Annotated in this window: 20 protein-coding genes; 13 read left to right on the top strand and 7 right to left on the bottom strand. The window is 41.4% G+C overall.

Annotated elements, in window-relative coordinates; translation table 11 throughout:
* A partial coding sequence (locus QL898_RS07205) for a Na+/H+ antiporter NhaC family protein (protein WP_290176320.1) occupies positions 1–410 on the top strand: 410 nt, incomplete at its 5' end.
* A 332-nt stretch (positions 411–742) separates the two neighbouring features.
* On the opposite strand, the gene QL898_RS07210 is transcribed toward QL898_RS07205, so the two are convergent.
* Positions 743–1,468, bottom strand: coding sequence for an amidohydrolase family protein (locus QL898_RS07210; protein WP_290176321.1), 726 nt, complete (start codon positions 1,466–1,468; stop codon positions 743–745).
* Between the two features lie 425 nt (positions 1,469–1,893).
* On the opposite strand from QL898_RS07210, the gene QL898_RS07215 reads away from it, so the two are divergent.
* From QL898_RS07215 to QL898_RS07230, 4 genes are all read left to right on the top strand, one after another.
* Positions 1,894–2,253 (top strand): hypothetical protein, encoded by a 360-nt coding sequence (locus tag QL898_RS07215; RefSeq protein ID WP_290176322.1) that lies wholly within the window; start codon positions 1,894–1,896, stop codon positions 2,251–2,253.
* 157 nt (positions 2,254–2,410) lie between these two features.
* A complete protein-coding gene (locus QL898_RS07220) occupies positions 2,411–3,166 on the top strand; it encodes a BLUF domain-containing protein (protein ID WP_290176323.1) in 756 nt (251 codons plus the stop codon).
* Between the two features lie 4 nt (positions 3,167–3,170).
* On the top strand, positions 3,171–3,704 hold the full coding sequence (locus tag QL898_RS07225) for a hypothetical protein (RefSeq protein ID WP_290176324.1): 534 nt from the start codon (positions 3,171–3,173) through the stop codon (positions 3,702–3,704).
* Positions 3,705–3,712: 8 nt separating this feature from the next.
* Positions 3,713–4,117 carry a hypothetical protein gene (locus QL898_RS07230; RefSeq protein ID WP_290176325.1) on the top strand — a complete coding sequence of 135 codons (405 nt, stop codon included), beginning with the start codon at positions 3,713–3,715 and terminating at the stop codon, positions 4,115–4,117.
* Positions 4,118–4,203: 86 nt separating this feature from the next.
* On the opposite strand, the gene QL898_RS07235 is transcribed toward QL898_RS07230, so the two are convergent.
* The gene (locus QL898_RS07235) at positions 4,204–5,109 is read right to left on the bottom strand and encodes a LysR family transcriptional regulator (protein WP_290176326.1); all 906 of its coding nucleotides are present in this window, start codon (positions 5,107–5,109) and stop codon (positions 4,204–4,206) included.
* A 137-nt stretch (positions 5,110–5,246) separates the two neighbouring features.
* Here QL898_RS07235 and QL898_RS07240 point away from each other — a divergent pair, with 137 nt between their 5' ends.
* The 3 genes from QL898_RS07240 to QL898_RS07250 all read left to right on the top strand — a co-directional run bounded on the left by QL898_RS07240 (position 5,247) and on the right by QL898_RS07250 (position 7,408).
* The gene (locus QL898_RS07240; RefSeq protein WP_290176327.1) at positions 5,247–5,627 is read left to right on the top strand and encodes a DoxX family protein; all 381 of its coding nucleotides are present in this window, start codon (positions 5,247–5,249) and stop codon (positions 5,625–5,627) included.
* A 346-nt stretch (positions 5,628–5,973) separates the two neighbouring features.
* Entirely contained in the window at positions 5,974–6,687 is a 714-nt protein-coding gene (locus tag QL898_RS07245) for a pirin family protein (protein ID WP_290176328.1), read from the top strand.
* A 109-nt stretch (positions 6,688–6,796) separates the two neighbouring features.
* Entirely contained in the window at positions 6,797–7,408 is a 612-nt protein-coding gene (locus QL898_RS07250; protein WP_057761493.1) for a nitroreductase family protein, read from the top strand.
* A 184-nt stretch (positions 7,409–7,592) separates the two neighbouring features.
* On the opposite strand, the gene QL898_RS07255 is transcribed toward QL898_RS07250, so the two are convergent.
* From QL898_RS07255 to nadR, 3 genes are all read right to left on the bottom strand, one after another.
* Positions 7,593–8,027, bottom strand: coding sequence for an Mpo1-like protein (locus tag QL898_RS07255; RefSeq protein WP_102091859.1), 435 nt, complete (start codon positions 8,025–8,027; stop codon positions 7,593–7,595).
* A 221-nt stretch (positions 8,028–8,248) separates the two neighbouring features.
* Positions 8,249–8,980: a nicotinamide riboside transporter PnuC gene (gene pnuC, locus QL898_RS07260; protein WP_290176329.1), complete on the bottom strand. Its 732-nt coding sequence runs from the start codon at positions 8,978–8,980 to the stop codon at positions 8,249–8,251.
* Positions 8,981–9,107: 127 nt separating this feature from the next.
* Positions 9,108–10,166 carry a multifunctional transcriptional regulator/nicotinamide-nucleotide adenylyltransferase/ribosylnicotinamide kinase NadR gene (gene nadR / locus QL898_RS07265; protein ID WP_290176330.1) on the bottom strand — a complete coding sequence of 353 codons (1,059 nt, stop codon included), beginning with the start codon at positions 10,164–10,166 and terminating at the stop codon, positions 9,108–9,110.
* A gap of 736 nt (positions 10,167–10,902) precedes the next feature.
* Between nadR and QL898_RS07270 the strand changes: the two genes are divergently transcribed.
* The 4 genes from QL898_RS07270 (at position 10,903) to QL898_RS07285 (ending at position 15,270) form a co-directional block, all read left to right on the top strand.
* Positions 10,903–11,115 (top strand): PspC domain-containing protein, encoded by a 213-nt coding sequence (locus QL898_RS07270; protein ID WP_057761485.1) that lies wholly within the window; start codon positions 10,903–10,905, stop codon positions 11,113–11,115.
* 460 nt (positions 11,116–11,575) lie between these two features.
* Positions 11,576–12,562: a glycine--tRNA ligase subunit alpha gene (gene glyQ, locus QL898_RS07275; RefSeq protein WP_180952677.1), complete on the top strand. Its 987-nt coding sequence runs from the start codon at positions 11,576–11,578 to the stop codon at positions 12,560–12,562.
* Between the two features lie 9 nt (positions 12,563–12,571).
* Entirely contained in the window at positions 12,572–14,665 is a 2,094-nt protein-coding gene (glyS, locus tag QL898_RS07280) for a glycine--tRNA ligase subunit beta (RefSeq protein WP_290176331.1), read from the top strand.
* Between the two features lie 314 nt (positions 14,666–14,979).
* A complete protein-coding gene (locus QL898_RS07285) occupies positions 14,980–15,270 on the top strand; it encodes a hypothetical protein (RefSeq protein ID WP_224737782.1) in 291 nt (96 codons plus the stop codon).
* A gap of 78 nt (positions 15,271–15,348) precedes the next feature.
* Here the strand turns inward: QL898_RS07285 and QL898_RS07290 are convergent, their stop codons facing one another.
* Positions 15,349–15,810, bottom strand: a complete 462-nt coding sequence (locus QL898_RS07290) for a cell division protein ZapA (protein ID WP_290176332.1) — start codon at positions 15,808–15,810, stop codon at positions 15,349–15,351.
* 108 nt (positions 15,811–15,918) lie between these two features.
* Positions 15,919–16,359 (bottom strand): hypothetical protein, encoded by a 441-nt coding sequence (locus QL898_RS07295; RefSeq protein ID WP_057761479.1) that lies wholly within the window; start codon positions 16,357–16,359, stop codon positions 15,919–15,921.
* 212 nt (positions 16,360–16,571) lie between these two features.
* On the opposite strand from QL898_RS07295, the gene QL898_RS07300 reads away from it, so the two are divergent.
* On the top strand, positions 16,572–17,225 hold the full coding sequence (locus QL898_RS07300; protein ID WP_057761477.1) for a UPF0149 family protein: 654 nt from the start codon (positions 16,572–16,574) through the stop codon (positions 17,223–17,225).
* The last annotated feature ends 3 nt before the right edge of the window (positions 17,226–17,228 follow it).

Below are 17,228 nucleotides of genomic sequence, written 5' to 3' on the forward strand. Positions count from 1 at the left end.
TAGGTGGTCTGTTAACGGCATTAGGGATTTTGCCAGCACTGCTATCTGGTATTAAGGACACATTGACGACATCAGGGCGAGCGATATTTGCGGCAGCGATGTCGGCACTAAGCATTAACGTGCTGATCGGTGAGCAGTATTTGAGTATTCTACTGTCAGGTACGGCCTTTCGGTCGACGTTTGAGCGCTTACATCTACATCCTAAGAATTTGTCGCGGACGATTGAGGATGCAGGAACGGTGATCAATCCATTGGTGCCGTGGAGTGTGTGCGGGGTGTTTATCAGTCAGGCGTTAGGGGTGCCGGTATTAGAGTATTTGCCTTATGCATTCTTCTGTTATTTGTCATTGCTATTAACACTGCTGTTTGGCTTTACGGGGGTGACGATTAGTAAGAGGGTAAGCAGGTAGTGATTTTAATAAGGACAGTTTATAAATAGTGCTATTTTTATAATAGTTAACTTATTTCTTATCTTAAGATCCGAAGCATTATATGAGTACAGTTATTTGTGATGAGACACATATTGCTTCATTTGAGCGTGTAGATATCTGAGCGTGACAGTAAAGTAGGCGTATATAAGTCGCAAAAAGCATCATCTAATGAGTAGTCGGATGATGCTTTTATGATTTTAGGTATGACAGTTCTTGATAACTTTTAAATTGATGAGAACTTTTGGAAGTGTGGCGCTCTGATAGATTGAATCGTTCAATTAATTGAATATCTCCAAGCGATACTACTTATATCATTCAAAACAAATGCGAGCGGCGTCATTACAGAATGTTTGCTTACCATTTTTAAAGCCTGCCAATGCTTGAGCGTTGGTTCTAATCGTCTCTACCGCGTCTTTTGCTTCTAGTACCACTAACGTCGCTGGTGCTCCTACTACTATCTCTGTCTGCTTTGAGAGTAGCTGAGCTGCGTTTTTGGTAATCATATTTAACACATCTGCTATCTGCTTATCCTTTGCCAACTGTGCGACATTGGCGTACATATTCGCCATTCTGACCAATGAGGCATCGCCATAAGGTGTGAAAGCATTCAAAATATTATTACTAGAGAGGGTCGTATTAATGCCCATCTCTAAAAGCTCATTAGCATTCACCATGCCTCTAGGAATTAGAGAATCATAATCACGCCCATTTAAAAATATATCGGTGGCAGGTAAAACGGTCAAAGTAATATCAGCGAGTTTCAATAACACTGCCAACTCTGTGCGCTTGTTTTTGTCCATTGCGGACAGTTTGGTCACATGGCCGATAGACACACGGCCTTGGTAATGGCGTTTGATGGTTTCTTCAACCAGTTTTGGAATACTGGAGTTTTGTGGGTCCAAATCAAAATCGAGATGAAAATCAACAAATGCCTCCGAGATGTTGTCAATACTCTCAATATGAGAGCCATTTATACTGATATTGACCAAGTTTTCTCGATTGGCCAATCGGGCATTTTGTATGAGTAAATCTGACATTATGTTTCTCTTATTGTTTTATGAGGTCGGCGAAAAATCTATTAAATTCAAAGTTAAAGATGTAATTTTTACGCTTTAAAATAGAATGATTATTGATTGGTATGATTTTTCCTACTCAGCGGTCGTTATTTGTTCTTAAGTGGTTAAGTACAAATGTGCTCTGAGTCGCAATATAGAATATAATAATTGATATGGGATGACGGCTTTGTTTACGAGCACGCTATAGTTCCTGTACCTAAAAAAACACTTAAATATCTGTATTGAATTATCATTACCTTCTTCAGTATAAGTAGAAGAATTTAAGTTGAGCTAATAATTAGGTAAGTAGTGAATAAGTATCATGCAGTTTATCGTGATTGAATTGTACAAGCGTTTTCAAGAGAAATTATCTCATCTACACACAAACAAATGGATAGGAAAAAAGTATGTCAAATATCAATGAGTCTTTGAAAGAATTAATGGATCTTGATGGCGCTATGGGTGCCTGTATCGTTGACTACATGTCAGGTATGGTGCTGGGTATGATTGGCGGTGGTGTTGATTTAGAGCTGGCTGCTGCTGGTAACTCGCAAGTTGTAAAAGCAAAAGTAGCAACGATGAAATCACTGGACATCAAAGGTGAAATCGAAGATATGTTGATCACACTAGAGTCTCAGCTGCATATCATTCGTCCGACAGCCAGTCATGAAGATTTATTCATCTACCTAGTACTTGATAAATCAAAAGCGAACCTTGCATTGGCACGCCGTAAAGTACAATCAATTGAAAGCAAATTGGAAGTATAATTTGGCTAACATCAATCAAACCGTCGTTGGTTTGTTGAGTCCAGCTTATTGCTGATAGTGTGTCAAACATTATCAGCAATAAGGTCAAATTCGTTATATGCGTACTGTGTATAACGAATTATTATTTTATATATAGTTATAAAGAATTTATTGAGTTTTGGATGTTCTATCAAATGGTGACAAAATGAAATGTGTTGCATATGTCAGCAGAGCGCCTATCAAAGATCGCAGTGTTCGTATGCCTGCTGGATTATCAGATATTGTCAGAGTCTCTAGCAAGCATAATCCAGAGTTGCAAATCACTGGTATCATATCCTATCGCGAAGGGCAGTATCTTCAAGTACTTGAAGGCCCTTATGCGGCAGTAGATAAGTTGATGGCCAAGATAGCATCTGATCCTAGACATAAAGATATTTGGGTTTTTCTTGAAAAGGATGTGACAGAGCGCAGCTTTGATAATTGGGGCGTCAGCGTATTTGACTTTGTAGATAAAGGCACTTTTTTTGATACTTTTATTGAAAATAACAGTGCGGTTTTAAATAGTTTTGATGAACTACAAACCAAGCGTATTCAGCCTTTCTTTGACATAAAAAAATCTAATAACGCCTCCCAAGAGGATTATAAAGGCAAAAGTCTCAAATTATTGGCTTGGCCTGACTTAAATCATGAAAGTAACCCTCAAATGGTTATGGATTTGTGTGTTAAATTGACCAAAAAACCGTATCCATTTGACGCGTTAGTGGATAGTGGTGAGTTTGGCTCACTTGATCAAGTCACAAAAATGATAGTAGGATTTGAGCAATCAGGTATACTAAATGTGACAGACGCACAGCCATTAGATGAGCAAAAGGTTAGTGAAAAAAAGCCTAACAAATTTTACGGTGCGATCAAAAGATTCTTAGGAATGAGGTAAAAAATTGAATTATCAAAAGCTAGCTATCATTGGTGAAGTGGGCGCCGGAAAAACTCGAATGGTTAAGACGTTGAGTGAAATCAGTCCTTTCGAGACAGAAGCAAAATCTAGTATCGATATTGGTAAAGAGTACACCACCGTCGGCATTGATTATGGAAGAATTACCTTGTCTGATGATATGGCATTAGGTATCTATGGGGTGCCAGGTCAAGAGCGTTTTTCGTTTTTGTGGGAGTTCGTCAATCACTCCTTGTGGGGTTTGCTGATCTTGATCAAGCATGGCGAGACGCCTGATTATGCTAACTTAGATAAACTGCTACATTTTTTTGCACCAGCAGAAAAACAGACGACTTGTATTATTGGTATTACACATTGCGAAGATGCTGATAAACAAAGCTTGGCAGCACTCGGACAAGAAATCAGAGTCATGCTGATGCAACACGACATAGTGGCTCCAGTAATCAATACAGATCCTAGAAATAAAGAGTCCGCCGTGTCTCTATTATCATTATTTAATACCCTGAACAATCAAGGTTAATGTTAGATATGACTACACAAAACGAAAAATCACCAGCGAAAATAGCACTTTTAGATCACATGAAAGCCTTGTGTGAAGCCAATAGAGAAATCATATTGGTCAGCCTATGCACCACAGATGGTTTTCCTATCAGCTGCTTCTCGATCAAAGAGTTGAGCAACCAATCCGACAAGTTTGCGGCGATGAGTAGTACGCTATCAGCGCTCAGCGACTCATCAGCCACCCAGATGAAACAAGGTAAGTGCGATATCACGATCGTTGAAGCCACGTCTGGCAACATGCTATTTGTCAAAACAGACTATATCGGCAAGCCATGTGTATTGACCGTTGTGGCACAGGACAAAATGGCATTAGCAGAAGCAAGATACAAGACTAAGAAGCTGATTGGTGAAATCTCAGCGATTACTGAGTAAAGTCAAATTATTGATAGTAGAGCGCTTCGTAGAGTAACTACGGCGCTATACTTTGTAAAAGATCAACCTTGCTCAAGCAAATCCTATCAAAAATCATCCCAATAGGGATGATCACCAAAGCGCTCGGCAATGAAGTCAATCAAATAACGACACCGCTGCGATAAAAAACGATTTTTTGGATAGACGGCATACGCGTTTAGTATTGGCAATTGATACTGCTGCAAAATCGGTACAAGCTCGCCACGCGCCAGTTTTTTATAAGCGATAAAAGTTGGGATAATGGTAATGCCATGTCCTTTGACTGCCAAATCTGTTAAAAACTCACCATTGGTGGCTTTAATTTTGGCGTTCATCGCGTGATAATGCTTTTTTCCTTGTGCATCAATCAGCTCTATACTGTTTGTTTGACCAAGACTGTATTGCAAAAACTCATGCCCCTCCAAATCTTCTAATGTATCAGGTGTGCCCATTCTTTTTAGATAGTCGGGACTGGCGCAGATGGCGCAACGAATCCGTGCCAGTGGCTTTGCTTGATAACTAGAATCTTGTAGCTCTCCGATTCGAATGGCCAACTCATAGCCTTCTTCAATCAAATCGATACGCCGATCAGAAAAATCCAGATCGAATCTCAGATTGGGATGCTGATTGGCGTATTTATCAATCACATCGTTCAGATGCATGAGTCCAAAGGACAACGGCGCTGTCATTTTTAGCGTACCTTCAATACGCATGGGAGCGTCAGTAGCATGCTCATTGACAGCGTCAACTGCACGCAAGATATTGTTCACTTGCTGATAATATTGCTCACCAGCTTGCGTCAATTTAGATTGGCGGGTAGTACGGCTGATTAATTGACTGCCTAAACGCTCTTCCAATTCTTTAAGTCGGCGACTGACGGCCGATTTTGCAATATTTAACTGCTCAGCAGCCTTCGTAATACTACCTGCCTCAACAATGCGTACAAACATCGCCATGTCTTCTAATTGACCCATTATCGATGCCTCATGATTGTTCTTAAACCAAGAACTTATATTTGTGATTATTGCTGTTTATCCCATGCTAGTCAACGCCTATAATCGCGCTATTCTCTACTTAGAGACATGATTAAACACACTTTTGGAGCATTATTATGGACAAATTACAGCAATTTAGCGCACCGCTCGGTCGTCTATTATTATCAACCATTTTCATCTTTGCAGGCATTGGTAAAATCACAGATTATGCGACTACTCAAGGCTATATGGAGTCAGTAGGTGTGCCTGGTATGTTACTACCATTGGTAATCGCGTTTGAGGTACTAGGTGGTATCGCTATCTTGCTAGGTTATAAAGCTCGGCCAATCGCTTTCTTGTTTGCTGGGTTTAGCATAGTGTCAGCTATTCTTTTTCATCAGTTCTGGACTGACGAATCACAGATGATCTCATTTATGAAAAATATTTCAATCGCAGGTGGGTTTTTAATGATTTTTGCTCATGGTGCGGGTGCTTACTCAATAGACAATAAGCGATAAACAATAAGTGGCTGAGTTACCTCTTATACACTTATGAAGAACAATCATAAAGGGTTACTCTCAAATAAAGACCGTCATGAACATTTTCACAGAAAATCTCAACAGCAGACAGTTTTTTATATAAGCATAACTTAAAGTAATTTATACAAAGTTAGCTGTGCTAATATATGTAAAAAATCTATATTACGTTAAAACCGCTCTGATTGTTCTATAAAAAAGAATAGTTAATTGCATTTAGTGTTGTTTATCTATGTAGAATTAATAATTATAATAAGCCCATTGTTTAAATAGATTAATCGATAATAAGTATATAGAGGATTAATCTGTTGATAGCAAAGGATAAACTATGAAAACAATCTATCATGCAGCAGACTCACGTGGCGATGCCAATCATGGCTGGCTTAAAAGCAGACATACCTTTAGCTTTGCCAATTACCATAATCCCGAACGTATGGGGTTTGGTGCCTTACGCGTTATTAATGATGATTTTGTCATTGGCGGTCAGGGGTTTGGCAATCACTCGCACCGTAACATGGAAATTATCAGTATTCCTCTATCCGGCAAACTCGCTCACGGCGACAGTATCGGCAACGAGGGCGTCATAGAAACTGGTGAAATTCAAGTAATGTCAGCGGGTACAGGCATTACCCATAGTGAAATGAATGGTGACGATGCAGAGGCTGTGAGGTTTCTGCAGATTTGGGTGATGCCAAACAAAATGGATGTCGCACCGCGTTATCAGCAAGTGCATATGGGCGATATCATGCGACCTAACGAGTTTAGCCAAGTGCTATCACCTTATTCTGATGATGCAGGGGTTTGGATTCATCAAGATGCTTGGTTTAGCATGGGTGATTTTGACGAAGGTATATCGCAAACTTACCAATTAAATAATCCTAACAACGGTGTCTACGTATTTGTCCTCAGCGGCAAAGTCGTAATAAATGGCCAAGTCCTGTCTACTCGTGACGGCCTTTGCATTTGGGATACTCAGAGCTTTATGATGGACGCAACAGTAGCTAGCCGTGTGCTAGTGATGGAAGTACCGCTATTTATGTAGTCATTGAGAAGCAAAGCGATTTATCAATTAAAGTACTCATACCAGTAAATATTGACGCTAAAAATTATTTTTATTAACAACTATTTTACTAACCACATGGAGAAACACTATGTCAGATTTAACAACATTACAGCAGCTAGCAGAGAAACGTCGTTCTATCTATGCGCTAAGCAACCAACTGCCAGTAGCTAACGACGAAATCGTAAAAATAGTTGAACATGCTATTTTGCACACGCCATCGTCGTTTAACTCGCAATCGACACGTATCGTTGTATTGTTCGGCGATGACCATCGTAAATTGTGGGATATGACCGAAGATACGTTACGCGAAATCGTTGGTGATGAAGAGAAGTTCAAATCGACCAAAGAGCGTGTCAATGGTTTCCGTAATGGTGCTGGTACGGTGCTGTTCTTTGAAGATCAAGCAGTCGTCAGAGGCATGCAAGAAGCAGCGCCACTATATGCTGACAACTTCCCAATCTGGGCAAGTCAAACCAGCGCCATGCATCAGTATGTTATCTGGACGGCACTAGCCAGTATCGATGTTGGCGCAAACTTACAGCACTACAATCCAGTAATCGATCAAAAAGTAGCTAGTGCTTGGGATATCGACAAAGACTGGACGCTAAATGCACAATTGGTATTTGGAACAATTGAGCAGCCAGCGGGCGAAAAAGCATTTAAGCCAGTCGAAGAGCGTATGAAAGTGTTTGGTGCTTAAGGTAAGCTAGTTTATTCTATTTTATATAGTCCTGAAAGCTTATGTAAAACAGAAAGCGCCACTCAGTAATCTCTGGGTGGCGTTTTTTGTTAGTGACATTATTTTGTTAAGGGTAAAGGTTGTAGATGTTATCAATAGCATACAGCTACGTTAAATCTCTACAAAATTACGTAGAGACCAACGACTATTTGCGTTGCATCAAACTATTAGCCACCCATGCTGGACCGATTAATAAAAACTGTAAATCTTTAAAGAAAGAAGGTTTTTTGCCTTCGATTTTATGTCCTATGAACTGGCCAATCCATGCAACGACAAATACCGCTGCCCATGCTTTAAAGCCCCATGGCATCGCTGCCATCACTGATAGACAGATAAGAATAAACATCCCCATCGCTAAAAACAGTGGCGTAGATAAACGCATATAAAACAATAATACTAATGCGCTTAGTACCAAGGTAAACCACACGGATAGCGACATGCCCATACCTAGCAGACTGACAAAGATGGTTGGCACACATAACCAATGGATTTTTTTATTGACCAAGTTTTGGTGACTGACAGAGTACTCACTAAGCCATTGCTCTAGCGTACGTTTGGACATTTTTGGTTGACGAGACATACTAACCTCCCTGTTAGTAAATAAGATAAGTAACTCATACTCGCTAATGGACTCGCTACTAAACTCAATGCGAAGACAATTGTTAATATCAGTTGTAGCACTAATTGCGCCTGTCTACCATGTTATCTGATAGACGGCACAGTCAAGTTCAATCGTGCTATTGATGCTATATCAGCAAGATTTTATTCAAATTCCCAAGGGGTTTTTCTATAAGAGACGCATTATCCCTGCTCGCTGCGATGCCATTCATACAGGCCGATAAAGGCGTTTACTTGATACACCATAGTCTGAATAGCAAAGATATAGTTGCCAGACATCAGATTCACGATGAGCCAGACAAAGTTGACGATAGTCCATAACCACCAGTTAAATGAATAACGCAAAATCATAGCTGCCTGAGCGGTGATGGACAGCACAAAGGCAATGACGTTAATCCAAAAGAAAGAGATAAATCCCAAAAACAGACTACTATCATCCTGTACGACCGCATAGCCGTAGCTCGCTAATAAATCATTTACCGTAGGGAACAGTGCAAGTCCAACGATGATGAAGGTAGCGGTAATCAACCAAACAGCTTTACTTGCTGACTTGGGTATCATGTCGCCATCAGGATCGGTGTGCTTCGACCAATAAAAAATACCGTAAACATGGGTAAAAAAGTTAAATAATGGAGCAAGCATCAAACCAACTGCGCCAGACGTTGCCTGTACGATGACTTCGCCAGCCGTTGCCCCCATACCAAAGCCATTGCCCATGACGTTTTTGCGGAATGATAACGAGACCACGCAAACCAAACCAATGAACGAGACCGCCAAGTAAAACCAATCAAGCGTGGTATGGTCTGTCGTGAGCCAAAAACCTGCGGATAAGGCAATAACACCGCAAATAAACCAAATGATAATCCATTGCATCGCCCATTTTCCGGTGATGTTGTCCAATAGCTGAATACGCATCGCTTTTCCCCTAAAGTAAATACTGATATCAATATAGTGCTAACTGTCATGTATTAGTTAAATAAAGTGTGCTAGTTAAATAACATGTGCTAATTGAATAAATTATTATAAATATGCTAAGTACAGTTTATGATTTTTTGCCATAGATATATTGATCAATCAATAGTAGTGCTTGTTGATAGCGAGCGTCATAGTCGGGCTGATCAATCATATGCGGTGCAATATCGTGACGCGCAAAAATATCGATCAAACGCTGCTCAAAGCGTCCACGCGCTTCAGGCGTACCCAAAGATCGCATACCATCATCAACCCATGGCGTATTGTTATCTAGCATAATGGTGTGGTCTAAACGAAACTCATCAATGCAAGCAGCTACAAAAGGATGCGTGCGACCCTCGTATTCTTCACAAAATGCTTGCGTAGTGACAAAGTCAGTATCAACGATGGTGATAGGGGCAGTTGCATTGGCTTTAGCTTCTCGGATTGCCTCAGCATGGTCGAGACAAATAGGACCATAATCACTATATTGCAGCCCAACCTCGCTACCACCCAAATCTGTACCGACATACAGACGTCCCATCTCTAGGGCAAAGCTGGCACCATAATAGTTGGCAAGCTTATGGACTAGCGTTGTCTTACCTGAGCTTTCACCGCCGACGATAGCGACAGTCTTGGTATAGTCGGCGCGTGCTTGCGGATGAAGTGCTGACCAATGGGCAACGGGATCACGCGCAATCGCATAAGAGTCAAATTCCGGCTGTAGCGGCGTAGTAACGACTGGCAAAAGCAGCTGCTCTTGTATGTCATTGCGAGTGAGCGGATGGTTTTCCGCCATAAACAATACAGTCTCTGTTGATAGTGATAAGGCGTCCATCAAACGTTGCAATTTGGCATTACTAGCAGCGACATCGATACTGACATCATCGCTAGTGCTATACAGATGTTCGTGCAGCGGTAGCTCTATCTCATGAGTCGTATGAATATGAATAAATGGTAAATCGGCACAAGCCATCTGTAGCCAACGCGCTTTGTCTTGTAAGGTGATAGTAAAGTCTGGATGCGGCGATGGATGCGCCATAATGACGATATGCAAGGTTTTGGCTTGTCCTGCTGCATCCAATATGCTGCGCATCTGTCCTAAATGCAGCGGCTCGAAATGTCCAATCATCAATCCAGTGTCGTACATAGTTATCCTTATTATTTTTTTATTTTACTCTCAGTGTTCCATGTCTATTCCAAAAAATACGGTCAATGCTGTCTAAGTTGGATAATCCAAACTAGACATCTATCAAGATCCAAATCAGAAATCTATTAAGAATCGTAATACCAACCACGTTCTTTACTTCTACTATTCTTCATAAAGGTATTCTTATCTAATAGTTGAGCACTGTCCTAGCTTTCATCATAGAATATCTGAAATATGAGTTGCTTATCAGCATGGTATAAAGCTTTTGGATGATTTGCAGGTGGGTTATTGTAAAAATAGGGTATATCGCACGTACACGGAATCGCACGTTTTTTAATTGAGGATTTTTTAACTGAGCAAAGTTGGTTAGCTAAAATATTATTCAGACTATCAAAAGTTTGACTCGATTTTAGCGTTATAAAGCGAGCTTATCTCTTTGATTAAATTAAAAATAACAAGATACGTGAAGCGAGATTGCAAGGTTGTAGCAACAAAGATCGTTTTGAAACATTTTGAAATAACTATTTAAAATCAGGGGCTTGCATGGTGCTATGACAGATTAGGGTAAGCTTGAGTAGCATAAACTCACAAAGTACTGCTATACCTTCAACAGATAAATCCTGAATTATTGATATACTGATTCGTAAGTTAGCAAAGCAAGATAATGTTTTAGCTAGATACGTAAGAAAAATAGAATAAAAAATAAACAAGAATAGAAAATAGAGAGGTATTTGATTTGGCTAAGTTAGCAAAATTACATCGCTCACCAAACAATCGCATGATAGCAGGTGTGATGGGTGGCATTGCAGAATATGCTGGTTGGTCGCCAACATGGGTGAGAGTATTATTTGTCATTATCTCATCGTTAAGCGCAGCAGTACCAGGCATTTTGATTTATATCATCCTATGGATAATTATGCCAAAAGCAAATAGTCAGTCTTATCAATAATAGGAGCTTGATAGTTATTTTTAAAATTAGGTTTTCTGAACCAGTTAAAGAGTCAAGTTTAAGTTAGACGTATTTGTTAAAAACAGTAGACCTCCAAAAAATAAAAAGCCTGATTAATCAGGATGCCCAAGATACAATTTTCCTCCTGCCCGAATGCTAGCGCATTTGGGTATTTTTTTATTTATTGTATTAGTGCGACTTCCATGATGATTTGCCTGAAAATACGCTATACAACCGAGGTTTTGTGCCCACTATGCAAATTTAGTTGATGTAAATATGGATAAAATAGTCAATTTTTAGTAAGGTGAGCAGGCAGATAGAGTCGTTGCCGAATAGGTCGCGCGTGCGCTATCAGAGATTTATTTAATAATACTCATTTCACAATGGCTTTACTATGAAAACCGAAACTATGACATCCCAAGCGATAACCCCGATGACACAAGATAAAGACTCTCAACCGATGACTTTTCAAGATTTAATCTTAACTTTGCAAAATTATTGGGCCGATAAAGGCTGCGTTGTATTGCAGCCCTACGACATGGAGGTCGGTGCAGGTACTTTTCATACCGCGACGTTTTTACGCTCATTAGGTCCTGAGCGCTGGAATGCGGCCTATGTACAGCCATCACGTCGTCCTACTGACGGGCGCTATGGTGATAACCCGAACCGTTTGCAGCATTATTATCAGTTCCAAGTTGTACTAAAGCCAAACCCACCGAACATCCAAGAGCTGTATTTGGACTCACTACGAGCCATTGGTATTGATCCATTGGTGCATGATGTGCGTTTTGTAGAAGACAACTGGGAATCGCCAACACTTGGTGCGTGGGGATTGGGCTGGGAGATCTGGTTAAACGGTATGGAGGTCACGCAGTTCACGTACTTCCAGCAGGTCGGCGGTATTGAATGTTTCCCAGTCACTGGCGAAATCACGTACGGACTTGAGCGCTTGGCTATGTATGTACAGGGCGTCGATAGCGTTTATGATTTGGTCTGGGCAGATGGTGAGTTTGGCCGTGTCACATATGGCGATGTCTTTCATCAAAACGAAGTCGAGCAGTCTACCTACAACTTTGAGCACGCTGATGTGCCAATGATGGGTGAGATGTTTGATTTTTATGAGCAACAAGCAGACAAATTGGTCGATGCAGGATTGCCATTGCCAGCTTATGAGATGGTATTAAAAGCATCTCATGCGTTTAACTTGCTTGATGCACGCGGCGCTATTTCAGTGACTGAGCGTCAGCGTTTTATCCTACGTGTGCGTACGCTTGCTCGTAAGGTTGCCTTTGGTTATGTCGAAGCTCGTGCCAAATTGGGCTTCCCATTGGCTGATGAAGAGCATCGCCAAGCCGCGCTTGATAAGTATTTGCCAAAAGAAGACGTGTCAAAAGACAGCTTGGCAAAAGAAAATACTGACACTAACCAATCTACTAACGATAAATAGGAGCATCCCATGAGTACTATTCTATTTGAACTGGGGTGTGAAGAGCTACCTCCAAAGAGCCTAAAACCATTACGTGATGCACTACAAGCCAGTGTTACTGAGCAATTGACGGCAGCAGATATTACCTTTGATAGTATCAAAGCCTTTGCTGCTCCGCGCCGTCTGGCCATTCAGATTCAAGGTATTAGCGATAAACAGCCTGATCGTACTGAGCAAAAACGCGGACCAGCGATTAAAGCGGCATTTGATAGCGATGGCAATCCAACCCGTGCGGCGATGGGTTTTGCTAAAGGCTTGGGTATTGAAGCCAGCGAGCTTACGACCATTAACACCGATAAAGGTGACTATGTTGGTTTTGAGCAAACGATCAGTGGTCAAGCGACTACCGAGCTACTGCCGGCTATTTTTCAAACGGCGTTAGATAGCCTACCGATTGCCAAACGTATGCGCTCAGGCGCAAGTCGCAACGAGTTTGTTCGTCCCGTACAGTGGGTCGTATTGATGCAGGATGATACTGTCATTGATGCCACTATCCAAGGGCATGAGACAGGCTCGCAAACTCGTGGTCATCGCTTTCATAGCCCTGACTACCATGATATTGCTCATGCCAATGACTATGAGCAACTATTAGATGGTCTAAAAGTCGTGGCGGATTTTGATAAGCGTCAGATGCTGATCAAAAACCAAGTCAAAGCATTGGCAGATGAAGTCAATTCTGATGCCATCGTACCGCAAGATTTGTTAGACGAAGTCACCGCATTGGTTGATTTCCCCATTGCGTTACGAGCAAGCTTTGAGGCGCGCTTTTTACAAGTGCCGCAAGAAGCGCTTATCTCGACCATGCAAGCGGATCAGAAATATTTCTGCTTGACCGATAAAGCGGGCAAATTGCAGCCTTACTTTATCTTTATCACCAATATTGAGTCTAAAGACCCCAATCAGATTATCGAAGGTAATGAAAAAGTCGTGCGTCCACGTTTGGCTGATGCCGAGTTTTTCTTCTTGCAGGATCAAAAGCAGCCGTTGTTTGCACTCACAGAGAGTCTGAAAACTCGCGTATTCCAAGACAAACTGGGTACGATTTGGGAGAAATCTGAGCGTATTGCCAAGCTTGCTGCGTTTATCGCCACGTTGATGCAGCAGCAAGGCCACGATATTAATGTCGATGAAACCGTACGTGCGGGTATTTTATCTAAAGCAGATTTGGCCAGCTCGCTCGTCGGCGAGTACCCTGAATTGCAAGGTATCGCAGGTACGTATTATGCGCGTTTGAATGAGGAACCTGAAGCGGTTGCGGCAAGCTTAGAAGAGCAGTACCTGCCCAAGTTTAGCGGTGATGTATTACCACAGACACCGATTGGCATCTGCTTAGCATTGGCTGATCGTTTAGATACGCTCGTTGGTATTTTTGCGATTGACCAAGCGCCAACGGGTTCAAAAGATCCGTTTAGCTTACGTCGTTCTGCTATTGGTATCTTGCGTATTTTGATCGAAAAGCAGTTGCCGATTAATCTGGTAGCGCTCGTTGAGCAAGCGATCAAAGGCTATAGCGATGCTGAAGGTAGTAAGATTGCCAAAATGGGTGATACTTTTACCCAAGTCATGGCATTCCTAAACTCGCGCTATCGTGCGATGTATACAGAGCAAGGCGTTAGTGTCGATACGATTCAAGCAGTGCAAGCGATTAACCCGCATATGCCGCTTGATTTTGATCAGCGTATCCGTGCCGTGCAAGCATTTAGCGAGCTGTCACAAGCGTCGATGTTGGCTGATTCAAACAAACGTGTTGCTAATATATTGGCCAAGTCAGAAGGTGATGTTGCTGATACGGTAGATGAAGCACTACTGTCTGAATCTGCTGAGCAAAACTTATATGCGAATGTGAAACAAGCACAGACAGTGGTACAACCACTGCTGGAGCAAGCGGACTATACGCAAGTATTGCAAACGCTGGCTAGCTTAGATGAGCCGTTGACCCAGTTCTTCGATCAAGTAATGGTTAATAGTGAAGATGCTGCGCTTAAAAACAATCGCTTGGCATTACTAAAGCAGGTTCGCGCCTTGTTCTTGACGGTAGCTGATATTAGCGAGCTACAGCTGTAACTCTGCTAAAAGCTAATTGTTACTTTAGCCTGATAGTTACTTTAACCTGATTATTGCTTTAACTTGACAGTTACTTTTGATAAAAAACCTGGCTTATCGTGGCCAGGTTTTTTTCTATGCAGTTGACTGGTTTACTCATATAGTTATCCGTTAGATATAGCCAGTCAGTTAGCGCAATTAGCAATTAAACGGTAAAGGCATTGTATTATCGCTATTATTGACGGTAAAATTTATGCTATCAAGACCTGTTAAATAATCTTATTTAGTAGATTTCATTATTTCTCACGTTTACCCGTAATCGAAGGAGCACTGCCGTGTTTGCTGTTATTATCGTCATCCTTATTATTTGGGCTTCAATGTGGGCTTTTTATAAGTTTATGTACCCGCGTGCACCTAAAAGTATGATGCCAAAAGAAGGGGATGTGACCACTCCGCGTCAGTGCAATTTCTGTGGCAACAGCTTGGCTGAATATCGCGGTGTACTTGAAACCAAACCAAGCACAGCTACCGATGGCAACGTTGAAGCGAACCAAGAGTTATTCTTTTGCAATTATGAGCATCAGGCAGACTTTCACGCAGGCAAGACCTATACACCTTATGCATAAATAGATAAATGATTGACCATAAAAAAGCGCCTAACTTTATTGGCTAGGCGCTTATGTGTTTAATACAATACGATGCATCTACAGAATAGAATGAGCATCTTTCATGATTTTATTGAGCAATGCCTCGGACTGTTTGTCTTTCTGCAAGCGATCTTCGTCACTTCTTTGATTGGCATGGATTTTTTCATACAAGTTTAAGCAGCACAGTACCAGTATGCTTTCTTGGCTAAGGCTTGGCGCATCTCTTTTTAGATCGAGCGCATAGTTGTTGATATACGAAACCGCTGACAGTAGCTCTTCTTGCTCATGTACAGGACAAAATATCGGATAAGTAACTCCAGCAATCGCAATATCAACTTTTTTGATTTGTGGTTCAGGCGCTTTAGGTGTTTTGGTATTAGATTGTGCCATGGAGCTTGATATATTTGATGCTGCTGGTGTCGTTTTTTGCGCTGGTACTGGAGCACTTGTTACTGGAGCACTTGGCGCTTGAGTATTTTTTGGTTGCTTTTCTATCGGTTTGCTTTGGTCATCGGTCATGATAAATCCTACAATGTCTGGTCAGTGAAATGAGTGATATCAGATTTTACAAATAGCGTTATGCAGTTGAATAAACAGTACGTCTTTGCTATCTGCTACAAGAAAACGTTAGCCTTCTGCTTGATCGATACGGGTTAGGCGCTGTAATACGACTTGCGTACGCTCGGCTGCCAATTGGTTCTTCTTTTGCAGTTCACTGTTTTGTTGTTTGATATCGCTATACTGCTGCTTTAGCTCATTATTGTGTTGTTGCAGTTCGCTGTTTTGTTGTTGTAATTGGCTGATCTGTTTTTGTAGTTTGTCTTGTTCTTCACCGATCATATGGTGCGCTTCTGCAAGACTCTGATAGCGCTTGTCGAGATCGTTCAGTTGTTTCTTGGCACCGTCACGTTCGTTATGGCTGTTGTCTAATTTGGTTTTTAGTGCGGCAAATTCTTTTGAATCAGTAACAGGGTGTTGTTTTAAGCTGCTAAGTTCAGCACTGACAAGCTGATACTGTTTTTTGATGTCGAGTACCATTTTTTCTAATATTCTAAGTTGATCATACATAGTCAGTTTTTATCCTTAACAAGTAAGCGTGAATGAATTTTGTTCGCTGCATTTAATAATGCCATAGGTGACCGCATAATATCTATATCAACAAAGTAATTACAAGCATCAGGCTTTGTCTTTTCACTTTTATTTTTCGATGACTTGTCCATGACATTTTATCGCGACTATTTTTATTTTATAAGCAGTAATCAATTACTAGGACATCTATTATGAATGATAATATCTCTGGCTGGAATACTTGGCTGACCGCGTTTGATGATTGGACTGACGTGTCTATCAGCGAAGTGCATGGCATGATGACAGGGCTTATGACGGCTTGTAATGCGCCTGACGAAGCAACTTGGGCTAAGGTATTTGAAGAGCTCAGCTTTGCCCCGCTACCAGAGCCTGCATTGACCTTGCTGACAGAAGAAGCGGAAGACATCGTGTTTCAGCTCAAAGACAAAGATGATGCCTACGCGTATATGCCGCTCATCCCAGATGATGAACATGATTTATACGAGCGCGTGATGGCGTTGAAACAGTGGGCAAACGGTTTTATGACCGGTTTCGGTATTACCGATTGTGGTTTGACCAGTGAAGAAAACGAGATGCTATCTGATTTGGCTAAGATTGGCGCAATTCGTCTCGAAGATGATGAAGATTTTGAAGGTGGCGAAGAGTCTTATCTCTATATCTATGAATTTGCTCGTATGGTACCCGTAAGCTTTGCCACGCGTAAACGTAAGGCTGTCAAAGATATCGCGCTCATCGCTGGTTTGTCTATCGATGCCAAAACAACCAAAGAGCTACAGGCAGAAGGTAAGCTACCAAAACCAATGCCGCCAGTGGTTGATGTGATGAATCATAACAATCCATCGTAAGTC

The sequence above is a fragment of the Psychrobacter sp. APC 3279 genome, assembly GCF_030407795.1.
Classification (GTDB): Bacteria; Pseudomonadota; Gammaproteobacteria; order Pseudomonadales; family Moraxellaceae; genus Psychrobacter.

What these genes read in the sequence shown, in the direction of transcription:
- QL898_RS07235 (WP_290176326.1), bottom strand. Translation starts at nt 5,109, where the DNA reads ATGGGTCAATTAGAAGACATGGCGATGTTTGTACGCATTGTTGAGGCA.
- QL898_RS07300 (WP_057761477.1), top strand. Translation starts at nt 16,572, where the DNA reads ATGAATGATAATATCTCTGGCTGGAATACTTGGCTGACCGCGTTTGAT.
- QL898_RS07255 (WP_102091859.1), bottom strand. Translation starts at nt 8,027, where the DNA reads ATGTCTCGTCAACCAAAAATGTCCAAACGTACGCTAGAGCAATGGCTT.
- QL898_RS07245 (WP_290176328.1), top strand. Translation starts at nt 5,974, where the DNA reads ATGAAAACAATCTATCATGCAGCAGACTCACGTGGCGATGCCAATCAT.
- glyQ (WP_180952677.1), top strand. Translation starts at nt 11,576, where the DNA reads ATGACTTTTCAAGATTTAATCTTAACTTTGCAAAATTATTGGGCCGAT.
- nadR (WP_290176330.1), bottom strand. Translation starts at nt 10,166, where the DNA reads ATGTACGACACTGGATTGATGATTGGACATTTCGAGCCGCTGCATTTA.
- glyS (WP_290176331.1), top strand. Translation starts at nt 12,572, where the DNA reads ATGAGTACTATTCTATTTGAACTGGGGTGTGAAGAGCTACCTCCAAAG.
- QL898_RS07215 (WP_290176322.1), top strand. Translation starts at nt 1,894, where the DNA reads ATGTCAAATATCAATGAGTCTTTGAAAGAATTAATGGATCTTGATGGC.
- QL898_RS07250 (WP_057761493.1), top strand. Translation starts at nt 6,797, where the DNA reads ATGTCAGATTTAACAACATTACAGCAGCTAGCAGAGAAACGTCGTTCT.
- QL898_RS07230 (WP_290176325.1), top strand. Translation starts at nt 3,713, where the DNA reads ATGACTACACAAAACGAAAAATCACCAGCGAAAATAGCACTTTTAGAT.
- QL898_RS07240 (WP_290176327.1), top strand. Translation starts at nt 5,247, where the DNA reads ATGGACAAATTACAGCAATTTAGCGCACCGCTCGGTCGTCTATTATTA.
- pnuC (WP_290176329.1), bottom strand. Translation starts at nt 8,980, where the DNA reads ATGCGTATTCAGCTATTGGACAACATCACCGGAAAATGGGCGATGCAA.
- QL898_RS07210 (WP_290176321.1), bottom strand. Translation starts at nt 1,468, where the DNA reads ATGTCAGATTTACTCATACAAAATGCCCGATTGGCCAATCGAGAAAAC.
- QL898_RS07290 (WP_290176332.1), bottom strand. Translation starts at nt 15,810, where the DNA reads ATGACCGATGACCAAAGCAAACCGATAGAAAAGCAACCAAAAAATACT.
- QL898_RS07295 (WP_057761479.1), bottom strand. Translation starts at nt 16,359, where the DNA reads ATGTATGATCAACTTAGAATATTAGAAAAAATGGTACTCGACATCAAA.